We start from the raw sequence: 17,797 nt of genomic DNA on the forward strand, positions 1-17,797 counted from the left end.
CTGTATCGAGGTCCCGTTCGATGAGAGTCGCGCCTGAGGTGGTTTCTGGTGGTGCGGCCGGACGGGCCGCATACCGGTGTTGTATGTGGGTCGTCCGGCCGTGCCGCCAGGGGCCGCCTCAGGCCCGGCTATCGCGAACATGGACTTCGATATGGGCCCTGGTGGTCAGGAATCGAGAAGCACGGCGTTCTCGCTGGTCCTAGCGTTGCCGGCATGGACATCACCATTCACGCGACGTTCCTCCCGCACACCGACCCCGACGCCTCGCTGGCGTTCTACCGCGACCTGCTCGGCTGGGAGGTCCGCGCCGATGTCGGCCAGGGCACGATGCGCTGGATCACGGTCGCCCCGGCGGGTTCGGGTTCGGCCGTCGTGCTCGAACCACCGGCCATGGCCGATGGACTCACCGACTCGCAGCGCACCGCTATCGCCGAGATGATCCAGAACGGCTCGTACGCGTTCATCAACCTGTCGACGCCTGACCTGGACGGCGTGTTCGACAAGCTGCAGGCGGGCGGTGCGGACGTCGTGCAGGAGCCGGCGGACCAGCCCTGGGGTGCGCGTGACTGCGTGTTCCGCGACCCGGCGGGCAACACCGTGCGGATCCAGCAGGCCTCCTGAGCCGGGATCAGTTGGAGACGAAACCGCGGTGCAGCACCGTGAGCTGGTGGGCGAGGTAACGTGCCCATGCCTTCGCCCGGTCCCAGTCCGGTGCCGCACCGCCGAAGCTGACCGGCCCGGTCGCCCCGAGTCTCCGCACCATGCGCGTGACGTCGTTGGGCACGGGTGGCGTGCCGCGGTGGAACAGCCACGTGGGCGTGTGTTTGAGGTAAACCCTGTGTCGTCGTACGAACCGATGCGCGTCACGCGCGGCGGCATCGCCGAGGATCACGGCACCGAACCCGTGCAGCGTTTCGGCGGCGGCGACCGAGAGCACGGTGACTCTCAGCCCGCAGCCAGCGAGTTCGGTGCCGATGATCTCGGCGATCTCGTCCGTGGCGGCGATGGTCGAGGTGTAGGCGACGAGGACTCTGTCGGTCATCGCTGCATCGTGGCCGGTCGCGTGGCTTTCCGGCAGCGGCGGAAGTCCCTGTCGTGCTGGGCCTTCAGTCCAGCGGCAGGTTGAGCAGCGCGTTCTCGACGATTTCCGGCATCGCCGGATGGATCCAGTACTGCCCGCGCGCCATGGACTTCGCGTCCAGCCCGAAGCTCATCGCCTGGATCAGCGGCTGGATCACCGTCGACGCCTGCGGCCCGATGATGTGCGCGCCGAGCAGCTGCCCGGTGGTGGGGTCCGCGAGCAGCTTCGCGAAGCCGGTGGTGTCCTCCATCGCCCAGCCGTACGCGATGGACGCGTAGGCCTGGCTCGCGGTGACGTACCGGATGCCCTGTTCCTTCGCCTGCTCCTCGGTGAGACCGACGCTCGCGATCTGCGGGCTGGAGAAGACGGCGGCCGGCACGAACCGGTGGTCGCTGGCCTGGAGGTCGTCCGGGTTCAGCAGGTTGTGCTGGACGACCCTGGCCTCGTGGTTGGCCACGTGCTTGAGCTGGTGGTTCGAGCTGATGTCACCGAGCGCGAAGATGTGCGGCTGGGACGTCTGCTGGAACTCGTCGACCTTGACGCGGCCGTCCGGGTGCAGCTCCAGGCCGGCGTTCTGCGCGTGGAGCAGGTCGGTGTTCGGCTGGCGGCCGGTCGCGATCAGGAGCTGTTGCGCCTCAACGGTTTCCTCACCGTTGGGGCCCTCCAGGTGCAGGCGGACGCCGGTGTCGGTCTTCTCGGCGCGGGTGGTCTTGCGCTGGAGGCGGACGTCCCACTTGGTCTTGGCGATCGTCGTGAAGCGCTCGGCGATCTCCAGGTCCTCGTGGCGCAGCAGCAGGTTCGAGCGGGCGATCAGCGTGACCTTGACGCCGAAGCTGCTGAAGACGTGGGCGAACTCGGAGGCGATGAAGCCGCTGCCGACGATGACCAGGCTCTCGGGGAGCTCGTCGAGCCGCATGATCGTGTCGCTGGTGTGGAAGCCGGTGGTGTCGAGGTCCGCGATGTCGGGGATGCTCGGGCGGCTGCCCGCCGCGAGGACGATCCGGTCCGCGGTGATGGTCTCGCCGGTGCCCGTGTCGATCGTGTGGGCGTCGATGAACGTGGCGGTGCCTTCGTAGACCGTCACGTTCGCGTTCTCGTTGGCACGCCAGTTACGGCCGCCCTCGGCGATCGGGTCGATCCGGCCGAAGACGCGGTCACGGATCTCCGGCCAGTGGACCGCGTCCGTGTGCGCGTCCACGCCCAGCTTCTTGGCGTTCGCGGGGGCCGCGGCCTGGTCTGCGGTGTGGACGAACATCTTCGTCGGGATGCAGCCGACGTTCAGGCAGGTGCCGCCGAAGGTGCCTTTCTCCAGGATGGCGATCTGCCAGCCTGCCATGGCTTCGGTGGGGATGCTGTTGCCGGAGCCGGTGCCGATGATGACCAGGTCGAAGTGCCTCACGTGTCGATCCAACCATTTCGTGCCGGGTGATGTTCCCCGGTTGGTTGTTACGCGGGCCTTACGGAGTGCGCTGGTGGGGTCCCGTGACGGACCCCACCACTGTTGGTCTCCGGCTGCGCGTTCAGTGCTGGTAGGTCGGGGTGATGATCGCGCGGGCGAGCGTGTGGAACGCGAGGTTGAAGCTCACCACGGCCGGGGAGGCGTCGGCGTCCACGTCGAGCTTGTCCACGTCGACGGCGTGGACCACGAAGTAGTAGCGGTGCGGGTGGTCGCCCTTGGGTGGGGCGGCGCCGCCGAAGGCCCTGGTGCTGAGGTCGGAGCGGACGTGGAAGGCGTCACCTGGGAGCGTGGCGTCCGAGGCACCTGCACCGGTGTCCAGCTGGGTGGTGGTCGCCGGGATGTTCACGGCCACCCAGTGCCAGAAGCCTGACGGGGTGGGGGCGTCGGGGTCGTAGCAGGTCACCACGAAGCTGCGGGTTTCTGCTGGGAAGCCCGACCAGGAGAGCTGCGGTGAGGTGTTGCCGCCCTCGAGGAGCTGGGCGTCGGAAAGCTGTTCGCCGTCGCGCACGTCCGCCGAGGTGACGGTGAACGTGCCGACCTGCGGGAGCAGCTGGTAGGGGTCGGGAGCGACTGGGCGCTCGAGGCTCATGGAAGACCTCCTTTGTGATCAGTTCGAGCCTATCCCCGTGCAACCGGTGGGGCCCGCGCGACGTCTTTCGCGTGGAGGGGGAGATTGATGTCCAGGTTGCGGCTGCTTGCTGCGTTTGTGCTGGTCGCCGCGGTGGTGTCGTGTGGGGAGACACCTGCGTCGCAGTCCGGCGGTCCCGTTCTGACCACTTCTCAGCCGCCGGCGAGCACGACCACGCCGGAGCGGCCGAAGCGGATGTTCGAGCCCCCGTACGCGTACGGGACCGTGCAGGCGACGGCGCCTGCAGTTGTCGACGGGATGGTTCCCGTCGTGACGCGCATCCAGACGGACAAGCCGTACGTGTTCATCACGATCGACGACGGGGCCGTGCAACATCCGAAGGCTCGTGAGCTGATGATCGAGGCCGGTGTGTGGCCGTCGGTGTTCCTCAACACCAAGTACGCCGAGGGGCACAAGGACTACTTCAAGAACCTGCCCGTGACGGTGCACAGCCACACGACGAACCACCCGAACCTGAGCGGCAAGCCGCTCCAGTTCCAGCGGAACGAGATCTGCGGCAACGCCGACTTCCTGGCGGCGGACTACGGGAAACGGCCCACGTTGTTCCGGCCGCCGTTCGGCAACTACGACGCGACCACCCGGCAGGCCGCCGCGAGCTGCGGGTTCAAGGCGCTGGTCAACTGGACGGCCGCGGTCAACGACGGGCGGGTGCAGTTCCAGCAGGGGGACCGGCTCAACGCAGGGGACATCGTGCTCATGCACTTCCGCACCACGTTCGCCGAGGACTTCACGGCGTTCCTGAACCGCGCGAAGCAGGATGGGCTCATTCCCGTACCGCTGGAGGACTTCCTCGGGTAGACAACCTGGAGGGCTGCCCGCGCGTGAACAGGGGTGGGGCGCCTTCGCCGAAGAGGGGGAAGAGATGAAGCGAATCGCAGCAGCGCTCGTCGCCGCGGGCATGGCGCTGAGCGTCGTACCGGCCGCGGCGGCGGCCGAGGCCACCGAGCTCACGGGCATCCGGACCGGGCTGCACGCCGGGTTCGACCGGGTCGTGTTCGACCTCGCCGGGCCTCGGCCGAGCGTGTCGGAGTACCGCACGACCCAGCCGGACAACTGCGGGTCCGGCAAGCCGATCTCGGCCAAGGGCGACGAGTTCCTCGTCGTGAGCATGCAGCCGGCCAACGCCCACGGCTACGCCGGGCCGCGCGCCTTCGAGACGCCCGGCCTCTCGAAGGTCAGGAGCGTCTCGAACACGTGCGACTTCGAGGCCCACCTCGACTTCGCGATCGGCTACGCCGGCACGGGCAGGGCCTACACGATCTCGTTCCTGGACAACCCGACCCGTGTCGTGGTGGACATCGACAACAGCTGAAGGTCATTAGGGGGAGACAGATGAAGAAGCGTCTGACCGCGGTGCTGCTCGCAGTGCTCGCGGTGTTCACGTTCGTCCCGATGGCGTCGGCGAGCGGCCACGCCGAGCTCACGAACATCAGGACCGGCAAGCACGACGGCTTCGAGCGCATCGTGCTCGACATGAACGGCCTGCCGAGCAACTCGCTGTCGCGGGAGGCCACCGAGGTCTCGAACTGCGGCTCGGGCAACCCGGTTCCGGTCGGCGGCCAGGAGGTCCTCGAGACGATGCACTTCGGTGCCGCGTCGTACGACGAGAACTTCGACCCGACGTACACCGGACCGCGCAACTTCGTGCCGCAGGGCCTGACCAACGTCAAGGGCGTCGCCATCACGTGCGACTTCGAGGCGACGCTCGGCATCGCCGTCGGGTACGAGAACCCGGACTCGTGGCACAAGGTCTTCACGCTGACCAACCCCGACCGGGTCGTCATCGACGTCTACTCGTACTGACACCGACGCAACTGTGGCGCGGGTCACACGTCTTGAAGACATCGAGCGAGCCCTGAGAGGGGGCCGAAGATGAACAGACGTTTCGCCGCGGTACTTCTGACGGTGCTGGCGGTCTTCACGGTCGTCCCGATCGCGTCGGCGCAGAGCACGCCCACGCTGTCGAACATCAGGACCGGGCAGCACAACGGGTTCAGCCGCGTCGTGCTGGACCTGTCCGGTCTGCCGACGGAGCACCGGGTCAGTGAGGTCACCAGCGTGTCGCACTGCGCGACCGGCAACCCGATCACGGTCGCGGGCGGTCAGGTCAACGAGATCCTGTCGGTCACGTTGATCGGTGCGGCCGCGCACGACGACAACGGGAACCTGACCTACACCGGGTCGCAGAACTTCGCGACGCCCGGTTTGCGTGACATCCGCGGGGTCGCGCTCACGTGCGACTTCGAAGCCACGCTGGGAGTCGCTGTCGGGTACAGCAACACCGCGTCGTGGCACCGGGTGTTCACGCTGACGAGCCCGAACCGGCTCGTCATCGACGTTGGCCTGTAGCAACGAAAAGCCTCGTGGGGGCAGCAGTCGCCGCTACTGCCCCCACGAGGGGTCTACTTCGCGATTCCGTTACGCCGCAACGGTTGCGACGGCCTCCTTCGACAACGCGTGCTCCAGCACCTGCGCGACGTCCGAGACGAAGTGCACGGTCAGCTGCTCGCGCACCGACTCCGGCACGTCGTCCAGATCCGGCTCGTTGCGCTGCGGCAGCAGCACGGTCGTGATGCCCGCACGGTGAGCGGCCAGCAGCTTCTGCTTCACCCCACCGATCGGCAACACACGGCCGGTCAGCGAGATCTCACCCGTCATCGCCACGTCCGAGCGCACCGGGCGGCCCGACAGCAGCGACGCCAGCGCCGTCGTCATCGTGACGCCCGCGGACGGCCCGTCCTTCGGCACCGCGCCCGCCGGGACGTGGATGTGCACTCCCCGGTCGGCCAGCGCCGCGGCCCTGTCGTCGTGCGAACGCAGGTACGACAACGCGATCTGCGCGGACTCCTTCATCACGTCGCCCAGCTGGCCGGTCAGCGTGACGCCGGACGCGCCGGTGTCCTTCGGGGCCAGTGAGGCCTCGATGAACAGCACGTCGCCACCGACACCCGTGACGGCCAGACCCGTCGCCACACCGGGCACCGAGGTCCGTTCCGCCGACTCGGGCGTGTTCTTCGGGCTGCCGAGGTACGACTTCAGCGACGGCTGGTCGACCGTGACCGGCAGCTCCTGCTCGCCCAGGGCGACCTTCGCGGTCACCTTGCGCAGGACCCGCGAGAGCGCGCGTTCCAGTTGCCGCACACCGGCTTCCCGCGTGTACTCGCTCGCCAGCTGGTGCAGCGCGGGCTTGTCGAACGTGACGTCCTCCGGCGTGAGGCCGGCGCGTTCGATCTGCCGCGGCAGCAGGTGCTCGCTCGCGATCGTCACCTTCTCGTCCTCGGTGTAGCCGTCGAGCTGCACCAGTTCCATGCGGTCGAGCAACGGCGCCGGGATCGACTCCAGGACGTTCGCGGTCGCGAGGAACACCACGTCCGAGAGGTCCAGCTCGACCTCCAGGTAGTGGTCGCGGAAAGTGTGGTTCTGCGCCGGGTCCAGCACCTCGAGCAACGCCGCCGTGGGGTCGCCGCGGTAGTCGGAGCCGACCTTGTCGATCTCGTCGAGCAGCACGACCGGGTTCATCGACCCGGCCTCGCTGATCGCGCGGACGATCCGGCCCGGCAGCGCGCCGACGTACGTGCGGCGGTGACCGCGGATCTCGGCCTCGTCCCGCACGCCACCGAGCGCCACGCGGACGAACTTGCGGCCCATCGCCCGTGCCACGGACTCACCGAGCGACGTCTTGCCGACCCCAGGAGGACCGGTCAGCGCGAGCACGGCGCCGGAACGACGTCCGCCCACGACGCCCATGCCGCGGTCGGCACGGCGCTTGCGCACGGCCAGGTACTCGGTGATGCGCTGCTTCACGTCGTCGAGGCCGGCGTGGTCGGCGTCGAGGATCTCGCGCGCCGCCTTGATGTCGTAGGACTCCTCGGTCCGTTCGTTCCACGGCATCTCGAGGACGGTGTCGAGCCACGTCCGGATCCAGCCCACCTCGGGCGACTGCTCCGAGGTGCGCTCCAGCTTGTCGACCTCGGCCAGTGCGGCCTTGAGGACCTTCTCCGGCAGTTCGGCGGCCTCGACGCGGGCCCGGTAGTCCTCCTGCTCGGTGGCGGGCTTGCCGTCGAGCTCGGCCAGCTCCTTGCGGATCGCGGCCATCTGCTGGCGCAGCAGGAACTCCCGCTGCTGCTTCTCGACGCCTTCCTTGACGTCCTTGGCGATCGTCTCGTTGACGTCGAGCTCGGTCAGGTGCGCCTGACCCCACTCCACCAGCTTCTCCAGCCGGGTGGTGACGTCACTGGTCTCCAGCAGCCAGATCTTCTGCTGTTCGTCGAGGTAGGAGGCGTAGCCGGCGAGGTCGGCCAGCGCCGACGGGTCGCTGATCTGCTGCACCGAGTCGACCATCTGCCACGCGCCGCGCGTCTGCAGGATGTTCGTGACGAGCGCGCGGTACTGCTTCGCGAGCTCGCGCGTGCGGTCGGTGATCGGGGACTCGTCCGCGAGCGTCGCGTTCACCCACAGCGCCGCGCCCGGCCCCGTGGTGCCCGTGCCGATGCGCACGCGCTTGGTGCCGCGCACGACGGCGGCGCGCTCGCCACCGGGCAGGCGGCCCACCTGTTCGATCTCGGCCAGTGTGCCGACCGCGGCGTACTTCCCGTCCAGGCGTGGGACGAGCAGCACTTGATGATTCGCGGCGGTCGTCGCCGCGTCGACGGCCGCACGGGCCTCGGCGCTGGCGTCCGCACCGGAGATGCGGATCGGCACCACCATGCCGGGCAGCACCACGACGTCGTCCAGCGGCAGTACCGGCAGCGCCAGAGTCTCGCCCATCAGGTCACCCTCCAAAGTTGAGTCTGTACCGCTCAACCAAATGGAGTGGCTCGGTGTTTCCCTGGGGTGTTCGCTGTCAGCGAGCAGCGGCTCGCAAGCGCCTGACCAGCGAAATCTCGCCGGTCAGGCGGGCCAGTGCGGTGCTCGTGGGACACGTGGCCAGCACTCCCCGTGGCTTGCGCCGCAGGTCGAGCCGGTCCCCGCCGGGGAACCTGACCGAGCACCGGTTGGCCGCCGCGACGAACGGCACGAGCACCTCACCTGCCTCGACCGTACGCCCGCTCAGCACGACGGGGTGTGGCGTGCTGCGGGCCGGCGCGATGGGGATCGGGGTGTCGAACCGCAGCAACTCCTCGACGGCGTCCCCGGCGAGTCCGGGGGCGCTCCTGAGCAGTTCGGCCTGGCCGGGGTGCTCCCTCAGCGCGGTCAGCGCGTTGGTGAGGAACGCCTGCGTGGTCTCCACGGCTGTCGCGGCGAACGCCTCCACCCCGTGCGCGAGGGTGAACGCCTCCGCCGCCGCGGCCGCAAGCGACTGCGCGAACGTGACGTCGTCGACGTCCAGCAGCTCGACGGTGCACAGCGTGATCACGGGCCGCGCGACCTTCAAGGCGTGCGCGATCGCCCGTTTGGGTAACGGCTGCGGCAGCTCGGCATCGATGCCGAGCACGGTGAGTACGTCGTCATAACGGGTGATGCACCAGCCGCCGATATCGGCGTCGAAGTGCACAGGTGAGCGTTCCCTCAGGAAGCGGAACCTCGCGTGGCGCTCGGATGTGCTGGAAAGCATGTTCACCACACGTGGCCGACACCCATGTCGGTTCGGAGGTGTGGCGGTGGACACCCGTGCGGCGACGACGGAGGATGCGCACGTGATGGAAGAGCTGAAGTGGGTCCCGTCCACCGTCGACGTCACGCGGCCGAGCGTGGCGCGGATGTACGACTACTACCTGGGCGGCTCGCACAACTTCGAAGCCGACCGTGCCGCGGCCAAGCAGGTGGAGCAGATCTTCCCCGGCGTCGCCCAGAGCGCGCAGGCGAACCGCTCGTTCCTGCGCCGGGTCGTCCGCCACCTCCTGGCCGCGGGCGTCGACCAGTTCCTCGACCTGGGCTCGGGCATCCCGACCGTGGGCAACGTCCACGAGATCGCCCAGCAGGAGAACCCGGACGCCCGCGTGGTCTACGTCGACGTCGAACCGGTCGCCGTCTCGCACAGCAACGCCCTGCTGGCCGACAACCCCAACGCCACCGCAATCCTCGCCGACCTGCGCGCGACCTCCGCCGTCCTCGACGGCGCCCGCGAGACCCTCGACTTCTCCCGCCCGGTCGGCGTGCTGATCATCGCGGCGCTGCACTTCGTCCCGGACACCGACAGCCCGTACGAGGCCGTCACCGAGTACCTGTCGGCGCTGCCCTCCGGCTCCTACCTGGCCATCACGCACGCGACCTGGGACACCCTCAACGACGAGGAGCGCGAGGAGGCCATCCAGATCGCCAAGATCTACAGCAGCTCGGACAACAAGCTCACGATGCGCACGCGCGCGGAGGTGACGCGGTTCTTCGACGGCATGGAGATGCTGGAGCCGGGCGTGGTCGCGGTCAACGACTGGCGCCCGGACTCCTTCGACGAGTCCCACGTGGGCATCTACGGCGCGGTCGCCCGCAAGCCCTGAAGCAGGCGGTCCCGGATCTCGTTCGTCTCGCGGTCGGTGAGGGTGCGTTCCGGTGCCCTCATCGTCACGCGGAGGAGCACGTTCTTCTGACCCGGCTTGGCTTCCAGCCGTTCCCGCACGTGCCCGGGCAGGTCTTCCGAGGGCGTCTCGCCGATGATCTCGATCTCCTCGACCACGTCCTCCGGCACGAGCGCGCGGATCCGGTCGCCGAGCGTGTCGACGTCGTCGCTGCCGTGAGCCATGATCGAGATGTCCCTAATCGCGGCCGGGTGCCGGGAGATCGGCCGGTACTCGGTCAGGTCCAGCATCTGGGTCGCGATGCGCGGATCGTCGTTGCGCAGCAGGCGGATGTCCGGAATCGCCTTGCGCAGCATCAGGACCCGGTCCAGGCCGAGGCCCAGCGCGAGGCCGTGCGGGTGGTGTTTCAGGACGTGCCGCGCCGCCCGTCCGCACTCGCCGACCTCGACCCACCGGCCGTCGTGCTCGACGTCGATCTGCTTGCCGTGCGTGGTGTACGGGTGCTGTGCGTCGATCGTGCGGTAGCGCTTGCCCGGCAACAGTGTCGTGACGACCGTGTGGATGAGGTCTTCGAGTGGTTCTTCAGTGGTGGTGATCCGCCAGACGTCCAGTTGGTGCGGGGTGCCGGTGTGCAGGCGGTCGACCGTGTCGCGGCGGTAGACGAGACCGGGACAGAGCAACGTCACGTCCGGCGTGGCGTCCCTGAGCGCCGGCGGGACCATCGCCGTGGTGTGGCTGCGCAGCATGCACGTCTCGCTGACGTACCTGGTGTACCGGGCGTCCCGGGTGATCGCGTCGGCCGGATAACCGAGGTGCTCGTAGTTGTGCTCCACCGGGACGAGCGGGTGGTGGCGGACCTCGCGCGGGTTGTCGAGCACCTGGTGCAGGTCGGCGATCAGCAGTTGCAGCGCGTGCGGGCCCCGCGCGGGATCGGTGAGGTCGCGGACGTTCAGGGCGTGCACGAGTTCTTCGGTGCGGTACATGGGTTTCCCGTTCTCTGGCCTGGGTTCCTTTTGTGCGGAGTCCCCCGACCGGCGGGAAGGTCTTTCAGGCGCGCGCCACCCACGCGGGTCGGGGGTGGCTAAATCGCGTCATGAACCCAAGGTTAGCGCGCCTATTCGGGTGGCGTCAGCCGCAAATCCGGATCCACCGGAGGCACCCCGTCGAACGGCCCGTCGTCCTTCAGGCGTCCGACGTGGTCCAGCGCGACCTCGATCTCGGCCCGGAACGGGTCACCGTCCGCCGGGGGAGTGCGGAACCACTCGTGCAGCGCCTCGGGGATCTCGAACCGCTCGAGCAGCTCGTCGTACAGCGCGTCCCGGTCCGCCGCCTGCACGCCGAGCTCCTGGTACTCGCGCAGCGCCATGCGCAGCCGGATCCAGCGGTAGCGGTCGGTGTTGCGCTGCTGCTGGAACCGTTCGCGTAGCAGGTCGCCCGCCAGCCGGCCGCGCAGCGCCAGTCGCTTGATCGTGGCGGGCGGCATGAACAGGTTCGAACCGCCCTCGTCGGCGGCCTGCCGCACGTGCGCGATGCGGCCGCGGTAGCCCGGCAGCGCGGACTGCATGGTGTCGCGCCAGTCCAGGAACGTGTCCAGAATGGACGTCAGGAAGCGCGGCATGGAACCGATGGACGCGTAGGGCGTACCGGAGCTCGAAGCGTCCTGTTCCGGCAGCCACACCTCGTCCGTGTCGCCGTTCGGGTACGACTGCAGGCTCAGCCCGAACGTGGGCCAGCGCGGCAGCAGCGTGTCGAAGAAGTGAATCGGGAAGTTGCTGGTGATGCCGCCGTCGGAGAACCAGTGCACGCGCCCGTCCCGGCACAACGGGACCGCGGCGATCAGGCCGGGGAACGACAGCGACATCCGGACGGCCAGCACGACCGGCAGCCGCTCACGGGACGGCAGCGCGCGCAACGGCATGTGCTCGTGCAGCGGACACTTGGCGGTGTCGGAGGCACGGCCGTTCATCTGCTCGACGACCCGGCGCGGCAGCACGTAACCGAGGCACTCCTCGCAGTACTCCCAGTCCTCCTTGAACGGCAACCGGTACGGCCGCCCTTCGGACAGGTCCGTCGTCATCAGCACGAGGTTGATCTCGCCGAGGTCCCCGAACGTCAACGCCTGGTCGGTGCCGGCGATGTCGTCGAGCTGGTCGGCGATCCAGTCGGCCAGCGGCGGCACCCCCGTCGACTTCGGCACGCCCGCCAGCCGGTCGAGCCACGACGGCGTGAAGTCACCGGTGCCCGGCACGAGTCCGAAGTGGATGGATCGCGCGCTGTTCTTCAGGAACCGCTGCATCGCATACCCGTACGTGACGAACAACGCGCTGACCGCCGCAAGCGACAGCACCAGCCACACGAGCAGCACGATCGCGGCAGTCGCGTAGTGCCGCGAGAACGCCAGCCCGAGCACCAGCGGCACTGCCACGAAAACCCAGGCAGGCCAGGGCAAACTCGACCGCAATGGCCACAACGCCAGCACCAGGCACGCCACCGCGAGGACGACGACCAGCGCCGCCAGCCAGCCCGCGTACGCCGGCGGCGCCAGCCGCGCCGACCACAGCACCGGCCCGCCCAGCCACAGCAACGCCATCAGCGCCAGCACAGCCTTCGCACGCCACCCGACCGCGCCCAGCAACGCGAAGAACAGGCACGAGATCGCACTGCGCCCCGTGGTCTCGCGCCTCTGCATGGACGCGACGACGATCCGGTACAGCGCCCGCGTCTTCTCCCCTGGCTGGAAGAGCTGCGCCATCCGCCACCGCTCGGCACCGGAGCCGGACGTGAACCAGTCGATCAGCCCCGCCAGCTTCTCGAAGCCACCGGCGGCCCGCCCACGTTCGGCCGCCGCCGTGAACCCCGCGGCGATCGCCCCGGCGGACGCGCCGCCGATCTGCTGGAACTCGTAGTGGCGCGCCAGCGAGGCGACCGCGAGCGGGTACACGACGCCGCTGGTCGTGCCGCCCCGCATGGTCAGGTCGCAGTAGCGGTCGTACTCCATGTGCTCATGATCTCGCGATCACCGCGGTCCGTAGGAAAAGTTCACTCGGACGCCACAAACGCGCTGGCGTCATCCGCGAGCCGGCGCCGCCGGAAGTCGTTCCGCCGCCAGCCACCCCGCGATCACGTCCTGCGCCACCTCGGCCACGGGCTGGTCGGCGGCGACCACGAAGTCGTCGATCCAGGTCGACGTGAAGAGCATCTCGAGCTCGTCGGCGCGGTTCAGGTGCCACCGCAGGCGCGGCTCGTCGTGGTGCCGTCGAGTGAGCCGCTCGTGGACGACGGACAGGTCCGCCTTCAACCGGCAGACGTTGAGCTTCGCGCCGATCACCTCGGCGTACCGCTCGCGGTCCGCCCTGCTCTCCACGACTCCCGCCAGCACCAGCCGATGCACGCCGGCCTCGGCGTAGTTGCGCGCCACGGCCTGGAGGTTCCGCAGCTGCAGGGCGAAGTGGAACGGGTCGTCCGCCGGCGCGGGCCGGCAGGACGACAGCCAGTCGAGGTCGATCACGGCGTGCGGGACCTTCGCGTCGGCGAGGCGGTCGCCCACCGCCTCGGCCACCGTCGTCTTGCCCACCCCGACCGGGCCGGTGATGAGCAGCGCCTTCACTCCGCGACCTCCGCGACCTCCGCGAGCTCGGCCGGCGTGCCCGCCATGATCACGCGGACGTGCTCGGTCACCTTCTCCACCGGCCAGTCCCACCACGCGATCCGTTCCAGCAGCTCGATCTCCGCGTCGCTGTACCGCTTCTTCAGCAGCTTGGCCGGGTTCCCGCCGACCACGCCGTAGGCCGGGACGTCGGACACGACCACGGAGCCGGAGGCGATGATCGCGCCGTTGCCGATGTGCACGCCCGGCATGATCAGGCTGTTGTAGCCGATCCACACGTCGTTGCCCACCACCGTGTCGCCACGGCTCGCCGCGCCCAGTGCGATGTCCAGGGTCTTCTCGGCCCATAGCCCGCCGAAGATCGTGAACGGGAACGTCGACACGCCGTCGGTGCGGTGGTTGCCGCCGGACATGATGAACCGCACGCCCTCGGCCAGCGCGCAGTACCGGCCGATGACCAGCTTCTCCGCGCCGAAGTTGTAGAGCACGTTGCGGTGCTCGAACTCCTCGGCGTGGTGCGGGTCGTCGTAGTAGGTGTACTCGCCGATCTCGATCTGCGGGTTCTTCACCAACGGCTTGAGCAGCACCGTGCGGGGGAAGTCCGGCAACGGGTAGAGGTTGCCGGGCGAGGGGATGGTCACGGTGCTCCGATCGGTTCTTCGCTGAACTGCGTGCGGTACAACTTGGCGTAGTGGCCTTCCAGGGCCAGCAACGCCTCATGCGTACCACGTTCGACGATCTGGCCGCGGTCGACGACGAGGATCTGGTCCGCCGCCCGGATCGTCGACAGCCGGTGCGCGATCACCAGCGAGGTCCGGCCCGCCAGCGCCTCGACCAGCGCCTCCTGCACCGCGGCCTCCGAGCGCGAGTCCAGGTGCGCGGTGGCCTCGTCGAGGATCACCACGCGCGGCTTGGCCAGCAGCAGTCGTGCGATCGTCAGCCGTTGCCGTTCGCCACCGGACAGCCGGTAGCCGCGTTCACCCACGACGGTGTCCAGCTGATCGGGCAGTGACGACACCAGGTCCGCCAGCCGTGCCCTGGTCAGGGCGTCCCAGATCTCCTCGTCGGTGGCGCCGGGAGCCGCCAGCCGCAGGTTCGCGCCGATCGACTCGTGGAACAGGTGCCCGTCCTGCGTCACCATGCCCACGGTCTCGCGGATCGAGTCGAACGACAGGTCCCGGACGTCCACACCGGACAGTCGGACGGTCCCGGAGTCCGTGTCGTACAGGCGGGGCACCAGCGAGGCGATCGTCGACTTACCGGCGCCCGACGCACCGACCAGCGCGATCAGCGAGCCGGGTTCGGCGGTGAACGAGACGCCGCCGAGGATCTCCTCGCCGCCCCGCGTGTCGAGCGACGCGACCTCCTCCAGCGACGCCAGCGACACCTTGTCGGCGGACGGGTAGGCGAAGCGAACGTCCGCGAACTCCACGGAGACCGGCCCGTCGGGCACGGAGACCGGCGAGTCCTTCTCCTTGATCAACGGTGGCAGGTCCAGCACCTCGAAGACCCGCTCGAACGACACCAGCGCGGTCATCACGTCCACCCGTGCCCCGGCCAACGCCGTCAACGGCGCGTACAGACGCGTCAGCAGCAGCGCCAGCGTCACGATCGTGCCCGGCTCCATCTGCCCGGCGAACACGAACCACCCGCCCAGGCCGTAGACCAGCGCCAACGCCAGCGACGACACCAGGGTGAGCGCCACCAGGAACAGCCACTGCGCCACCGCGGTCCGCACGCCGATGTCACGCACGCGCCGCGCCCGCGCCCCGAACTCGGCGCTCTCCAGGGAGGGCCGGCCGAACAGCTTGATCAACGTCGCGCCCGGCGCGGAGAACCGCTCGGTCATCTGCGTCGTCATCGCGGAGTCGAGGTTCGCCGCCTCGCGATGCATGGACGCCAGCCGCTTGCCCATCCGCCGCGCCGGGATCAGGAAGATCGGCAGCAACGCCATCGCGAGCACCGTGACCTGCCACGACAGCGTCAGCATCACGGCCAGGGTCAGCATCAGCGCGATGACGTTCGTGACGACACCGGAGATCGTCTCGGAGAACGCCCGCTGCGCCGCGATCACGTCGTTGTTCAGCCGCGACACCAGCGCACCAGTGCGCGTGCGGGTGAAGAACGCGATCGGCATCCGTTGCACGTGGTCGAAGACGGCCTGCCGCAGCCGCAGGATCAGGTCCTCGCCCACCCGCGACGACTGCCACCGCTCGACCAGCGAGAAACCGGCCTCCAGCACCGCCACGCCCGCGATCGCCAGCGCGAGCCACACGACCAGCCCGTAGTCACGGCCGGCGATGAGAGTGTCGACGACGCGACCGGCCAGCACCGGTGAGGCCACCGCGAGCACGGCCGCCACCGCGCTGATGGCCAGGAGCCAGAACACGGCCCGCCGCTGCGGACGGGCGAACCGGGCGACACGCTTCAACGTCGCCCGGCTGACGCGCCGGCTTTGCTCGTCCTGCATCGCGCTTTCGAGCGCGTACCAGGCGTTGAAGTCGATGTTCATGACGACCAGTCTCGAACCTCGACCTACAACGAGGTCAAGCTGTTTTCAGGAACTCGTCCACCGCGGCGAGGGCGGCCGCCCGCACCGGCTCGGGTGACAGGAACAGGTCGTGCATGCCCGCCTTGATCTCCACGACCTTGACCGAGCCCCCGAGCTTCGGACCCCACTTGCGCATCCCCTCGACGTCGAGCACCGCGTCGGCCCTGGAGACGTCCTCGCTCCACTCGCGAGCGTTCAGCATGCTCTTGTCGGAGTGCAGCACCAGCACCGGCACGCGCACGTCGAGTCCGTTGTGGACCTTCTCCTGGGCGATGAGGACCGCCCGGATCCACCCGGCCAGCACCGGGAAGCCCGCGAGCGGCTTCCACTTCAGGTCGAAGTCCCACTCTCCGTTGCGCGAGCTGTGGATCGCCGCCCCGTACGCGTCACCGAGGTTCGCGCGGATCTTCACCTTCGGGGCGAGCCGGCCGACCAGCTTCACGATCTGCCGCATGAACGGTGGCTCGACGACGTCCAGCCACGGGCTGTTGAGCACCAACGCGTCGATCAACTCGCTGGAGCGCCGTTCGTGCGCCCATAGCGACGTGGTGAGGCCGCCGGTCGAGTGGCCCATGAGCACCACCCGCGAATGCTCCTCGCGCACCTTCGCGATCGCGGCGTCGATCTCCTCGAAGTACAGCCCGATGTCGGTCGTGTAGTTCGGCAGCTCGCCGTCGCGCATCGACCGGCCGTATCCGCGCAGGTCGACCGCGTAGAAGTCGTAGCCCTGCGCGGTGTAGTGCTCGGCCACGTGCTCCTGGAAGAAGTAGTCCGCGAAACCGTGCACGTAGAGGATGGCGCCCCGGTCGTTCGCCACGGCCTTGCGGCGGACCAGGGTGGCTGACGCTCCGCCGCGCAACGGCAGAACGGTGGTGTCTTCGTCGGTGCTCACCGCGCAAGTTTGCAACGGTCGTGGCTCGATTCCGTGCACCCTTGTCCCGATCGTGTCTAACCTGGGGACGTGACGGGGGATATTGAGCAGTCATCGAGGGTGCGGTTCCCGGGCATCAGCCCGCGCGCCTATGAACATCCTGCCGACCGAGGCGCCCTCGCGGTGCTGAGGGCGGTGCCCGCCGTGGCACCGATCCTCAAGGCGGTCGCCGGAGCCTTCACCGAACGGGGTGAGCGCCTGTTGCAGGTGGCGTCCTCCGTCCGGGTGGGCCCGAAGCAGTACCCGCTGCTCGACCGCATCCGCAACGAGGTGGCGGCGACGTTCGACCTCGACGAGGTGCCCGAGCTCTTCGTCGAGCGCAGCTCGCAGGCCTACGCCTACACCTACGGCATCGACAAGCCGTTCATCGTGATCAGCACCGGCTCGGTCGACCTGCTCGACCACGAGTCGCTGCGGTTCCTCATCGGTCACGAGACGGGCCACGTGATGTCCGGCCACGCGCTGTACAACACGCTGCTGCGCAGGCTGATCGACCTGACGACGTCGTTCGCCTGGGTGCCCGCGGGCGCGATCGCCATGCGGGCGGTCATCGCGGCGCTGCGCGAGTGGCAGCGCAAGACCGAGCTGTCCTGCGACCGGGCCGGCCTGCTGGCCTGCCAGGATCCGCAGGCGGCGTTGCGCACGCACCTCGCGCTGGCGGGAGACGTCGGCGGTCAGGTCGACATCGCGTCGTTCCTCGCCCAGGCGAAGGAGTACGAGGAGGTCGAGGACATCCGCGACAGCATCCTCAAGCTCCTGCACACCGAGCACCGCTCGCACCCGCTGGTCGTGGTGCGGGCCGCCGAGCTGCAGCGCTGGTCGGCGAGCGAGGAGTACCGCGAGATCCTCACCGGCACGTACGCGCGCCGCGAGGACGACAGGCCGTCGAGCAACCTCACCGACGACATCAAGGGCGCTGCCCGCTCGTACAAGGAGTCCATGGGCAACTCCGCCGACCCGTTGATCAAGACGATCAACGACATCGGCGAGACGGTCATGGGCGCCGCGGGCAGGGTCTGGAGCAAAGTTGCTCCAAACGGCGCAGCGGAGTAGCTACCATACGG

18 protein-coding genes are annotated in these 17,797 nt (G+C 68.9%); 7 read left to right on the forward strand and 11 right to left on the reverse strand.

Going from position 1 to position 17,797, the window contains the following annotated elements; all coding sequences use genetic code 11:
• Positions 1-213: 213 nt before the first annotated feature.
• Positions 214-621: a VOC family protein gene (locus tag ACRSBM_RS04840; protein ID WP_434440115.1), complete on the forward strand. Its 408-nt coding sequence runs from the start codon at positions 214-216 to the stop codon at positions 619-621.
• Between the two features lie 7 nt (positions 622-628).
• On the opposite strand, the gene ACRSBM_RS04845 is transcribed toward ACRSBM_RS04840, so the two are convergent.
• From ACRSBM_RS04845 to ACRSBM_RS04855, 3 genes are all read right to left on the reverse strand, one after another.
• Positions 629-1,042 (reverse strand): hypothetical protein, encoded by a 414-nt coding sequence (locus ACRSBM_RS04845; protein WP_434440117.1) that lies wholly within the window; start codon positions 1,040-1,042, stop codon positions 629-631.
• A 64-nt stretch (positions 1,043-1,106) separates the two neighbouring features.
• On the reverse strand, positions 1,107-2,480 hold the full coding sequence (locus tag ACRSBM_RS04850; protein ID WP_434440118.1) for a mycothione reductase: 1,374 nt from the start codon (positions 2,478-2,480) through the stop codon (positions 1,107-1,109).
• Between the two features lie 121 nt (positions 2,481-2,601).
• Positions 2,602-3,129 (reverse strand): YbhB/YbcL family Raf kinase inhibitor-like protein, encoded by a 528-nt coding sequence (locus ACRSBM_RS04855; RefSeq protein ID WP_434440120.1) that lies wholly within the window; start codon positions 3,127-3,129, stop codon positions 2,602-2,604.
• An 87-nt stretch (positions 3,130-3,216) separates the two neighbouring features.
• On the opposite strand from ACRSBM_RS04855, the gene ACRSBM_RS04860 reads away from it, so the two are divergent.
• The 4 genes from ACRSBM_RS04860 to ACRSBM_RS04875 all read left to right on the forward strand — a co-directional run bounded on the left by ACRSBM_RS04860 (position 3,217) and on the right by ACRSBM_RS04875 (position 5,538).
• Positions 3,217-3,987, forward strand: coding sequence for a polysaccharide deacetylase family protein (locus ACRSBM_RS04860; protein WP_434440122.1), 771 nt, complete (start codon positions 3,217-3,219; stop codon positions 3,985-3,987).
• Between the two features lie 64 nt (positions 3,988-4,051).
• Positions 4,052-4,501 carry an AMIN-like domain-containing (lipo)protein gene (locus ACRSBM_RS04865; RefSeq protein WP_434440124.1) on the forward strand — a complete coding sequence of 150 codons (450 nt, stop codon included), beginning with the start codon at positions 4,052-4,054 and terminating at the stop codon, positions 4,499-4,501.
• Positions 4,502-4,521: 20 nt separating this feature from the next.
• Positions 4,522-4,992: an AMIN-like domain-containing (lipo)protein gene (locus tag ACRSBM_RS04870; protein ID WP_434440125.1), complete on the forward strand. Its 471-nt coding sequence runs from the start codon at positions 4,522-4,524 to the stop codon at positions 4,990-4,992.
• Positions 4,993-5,061: 69 nt separating this feature from the next.
• The gene (locus tag ACRSBM_RS04875; protein ID WP_434440127.1) at positions 5,062-5,538 is read left to right on the forward strand and encodes an AMIN-like domain-containing (lipo)protein; all 477 of its coding nucleotides are present in this window, start codon (positions 5,062-5,064) and stop codon (positions 5,536-5,538) included.
• Between the two features lie 69 nt (positions 5,539-5,607).
• Here ACRSBM_RS04875 and lon read toward each other — a convergent pair whose 3' ends face one another.
• Positions 5,608-7,956 (reverse strand): endopeptidase La, encoded by a 2,349-nt coding sequence (gene lon, locus ACRSBM_RS04880; protein WP_434440129.1) that lies wholly within the window; start codon positions 7,954-7,956, stop codon positions 5,608-5,610.
• A gap of 76 nt (positions 7,957-8,032) precedes the next feature.
• Complete coding sequence (locus ACRSBM_RS04885; RefSeq protein WP_434440130.1) at positions 8,033-8,743, reverse strand: hypothetical protein; 711 nt, start codon at positions 8,741-8,743, stop codon at positions 8,033-8,035.
• Positions 8,744-8,789: 46 nt separating this feature from the next.
• Between ACRSBM_RS04885 and ACRSBM_RS04890 the strand changes: the two genes are divergently transcribed.
• Complete coding sequence (locus ACRSBM_RS04890) at positions 8,790-9,626, forward strand: SAM-dependent methyltransferase (RefSeq protein WP_434440131.1); 837 nt, start codon at positions 8,790-8,792, stop codon at positions 9,624-9,626.
• Here the strand turns inward: ACRSBM_RS04890 and ACRSBM_RS04895 are convergent.
• The 6 genes from ACRSBM_RS04895 to ACRSBM_RS04920 form a co-directional block, all read right to left on the reverse strand.
• Entirely contained in the window at positions 9,599-10,627 is a 1,029-nt protein-coding gene (locus tag ACRSBM_RS04895; RefSeq protein ID WP_434440132.1) for a hypothetical protein, read from the reverse strand. The genes ACRSBM_RS04890 and ACRSBM_RS04895 overlap by 28 nt on opposite strands.
• Before the next feature lie 131 nt (positions 10,628-10,758).
• Complete coding sequence (locus tag ACRSBM_RS04900; protein ID WP_434440133.1) at positions 10,759-12,642, reverse strand: patatin; 1,884 nt, start codon at positions 12,640-12,642, stop codon at positions 10,759-10,761.
• Positions 12,643-12,711: 69 nt separating this feature from the next.
• On the reverse strand, positions 12,712-13,251 hold the full coding sequence (locus tag ACRSBM_RS04905) for a hypothetical protein (RefSeq protein WP_434440134.1): 540 nt from the start codon (positions 13,249-13,251) through the stop codon (positions 12,712-12,714).
• A complete protein-coding gene (locus tag ACRSBM_RS04910) occupies positions 13,248-13,892 on the reverse strand; it encodes a CatB-related O-acetyltransferase (RefSeq protein WP_434440135.1) in 645 nt (214 codons plus the stop codon). The genes ACRSBM_RS04905 and ACRSBM_RS04910 overlap by 4 nt, the downstream gene beginning before the upstream one ends.
• Entirely contained in the window at positions 13,889-15,763 is a 1,875-nt protein-coding gene (locus ACRSBM_RS04915) for an ABC transporter ATP-binding protein (protein ID WP_434440137.1), read from the reverse strand. Before ACRSBM_RS04915 ends, ACRSBM_RS04910 begins: the two co-directional genes overlap by 4 nt.
• Before the next feature lie 34 nt (positions 15,764-15,797).
• Complete coding sequence (locus ACRSBM_RS04920; protein WP_434440138.1) at positions 15,798-16,694, reverse strand: alpha/beta hydrolase; 897 nt, start codon at positions 16,692-16,694, stop codon at positions 15,798-15,800.
• Between the two features lie 69 nt (positions 16,695-16,763).
• On the opposite strand from ACRSBM_RS04920, the gene ACRSBM_RS04925 reads away from it, so the two are divergent.
• Complete coding sequence (locus tag ACRSBM_RS04925; RefSeq protein WP_434440139.1) at positions 16,764-17,786, forward strand: M48 family metallopeptidase; 1,023 nt, start codon at positions 16,764-16,766, stop codon at positions 17,784-17,786.
• Positions 17,787-17,797: the final 11 nt, after the last annotated feature.

It is taken from the genome of Lentzea xerophila (assembly GCF_051094245.1).
Classification (GTDB): Bacteria; Actinomycetota; Actinomycetes; order Mycobacteriales; family Pseudonocardiaceae; genus Lentzea; species Lentzea xerophila.

Excerpts from the sequence above, each read along its gene's own strand:
- ACRSBM_RS04845 (WP_434440117.1), bottom strand. The coding sequence starts at position 1,042 with ATGACCGACAGAGTCCTCGTCGCCTACACCTCGACCATCGCCGCCACG.
- ACRSBM_RS04885 (WP_434440130.1), bottom strand. The coding sequence starts at position 8,743 with ATGCTTTCCAGCACATCCGAGCGCCACGCGAGGTTCCGCTTCCTGAGG.
- ACRSBM_RS04860 (WP_434440122.1), top strand. The coding sequence starts at position 3,217 with ATGTCCAGGTTGCGGCTGCTTGCTGCGTTTGTGCTGGTCGCCGCGGTG.
- ACRSBM_RS04895 (WP_434440132.1), bottom strand. The coding sequence starts at position 10,627 with ATGTACCGCACCGAAGAACTCGTGCACGCCCTGAACGTCCGCGACCTC.
- ACRSBM_RS04870 (WP_434440125.1), top strand. The coding sequence starts at position 4,522 with ATGAAGAAGCGTCTGACCGCGGTGCTGCTCGCAGTGCTCGCGGTGTTC.
- lon (WP_434440129.1), bottom strand. The coding sequence starts at position 7,956 with ATGGGCGAGACTCTGGCGCTGCCGGTACTGCCGCTGGACGACGTCGTG.
- ACRSBM_RS04915 (WP_434440137.1), bottom strand. The coding sequence starts at position 15,763 with ATGAACATCGACTTCAACGCCTGGTACGCGCTCGAAAGCGCGATGCAG.
- ACRSBM_RS04900 (WP_434440133.1), bottom strand. The coding sequence starts at position 12,642 with ATGGAGTACGACCGCTACTGCGACCTGACCATGCGGGGCGGCACGACC.
- ACRSBM_RS04875 (WP_434440127.1), top strand. The coding sequence starts at position 5,062 with ATGAACAGACGTTTCGCCGCGGTACTTCTGACGGTGCTGGCGGTCTTC.
- ACRSBM_RS04855 (WP_434440120.1), bottom strand. The coding sequence starts at position 3,129 with ATGAGCCTCGAGCGCCCAGTCGCTCCCGACCCCTACCAGCTGCTCCCG.
- ACRSBM_RS04840 (WP_434440115.1), top strand. The coding sequence starts at position 214 with ATGGACATCACCATTCACGCGACGTTCCTCCCGCACACCGACCCCGAC.
- ACRSBM_RS04865 (WP_434440124.1), top strand. The coding sequence starts at position 4,052 with ATGAAGCGAATCGCAGCAGCGCTCGTCGCCGCGGGCATGGCGCTGAGC.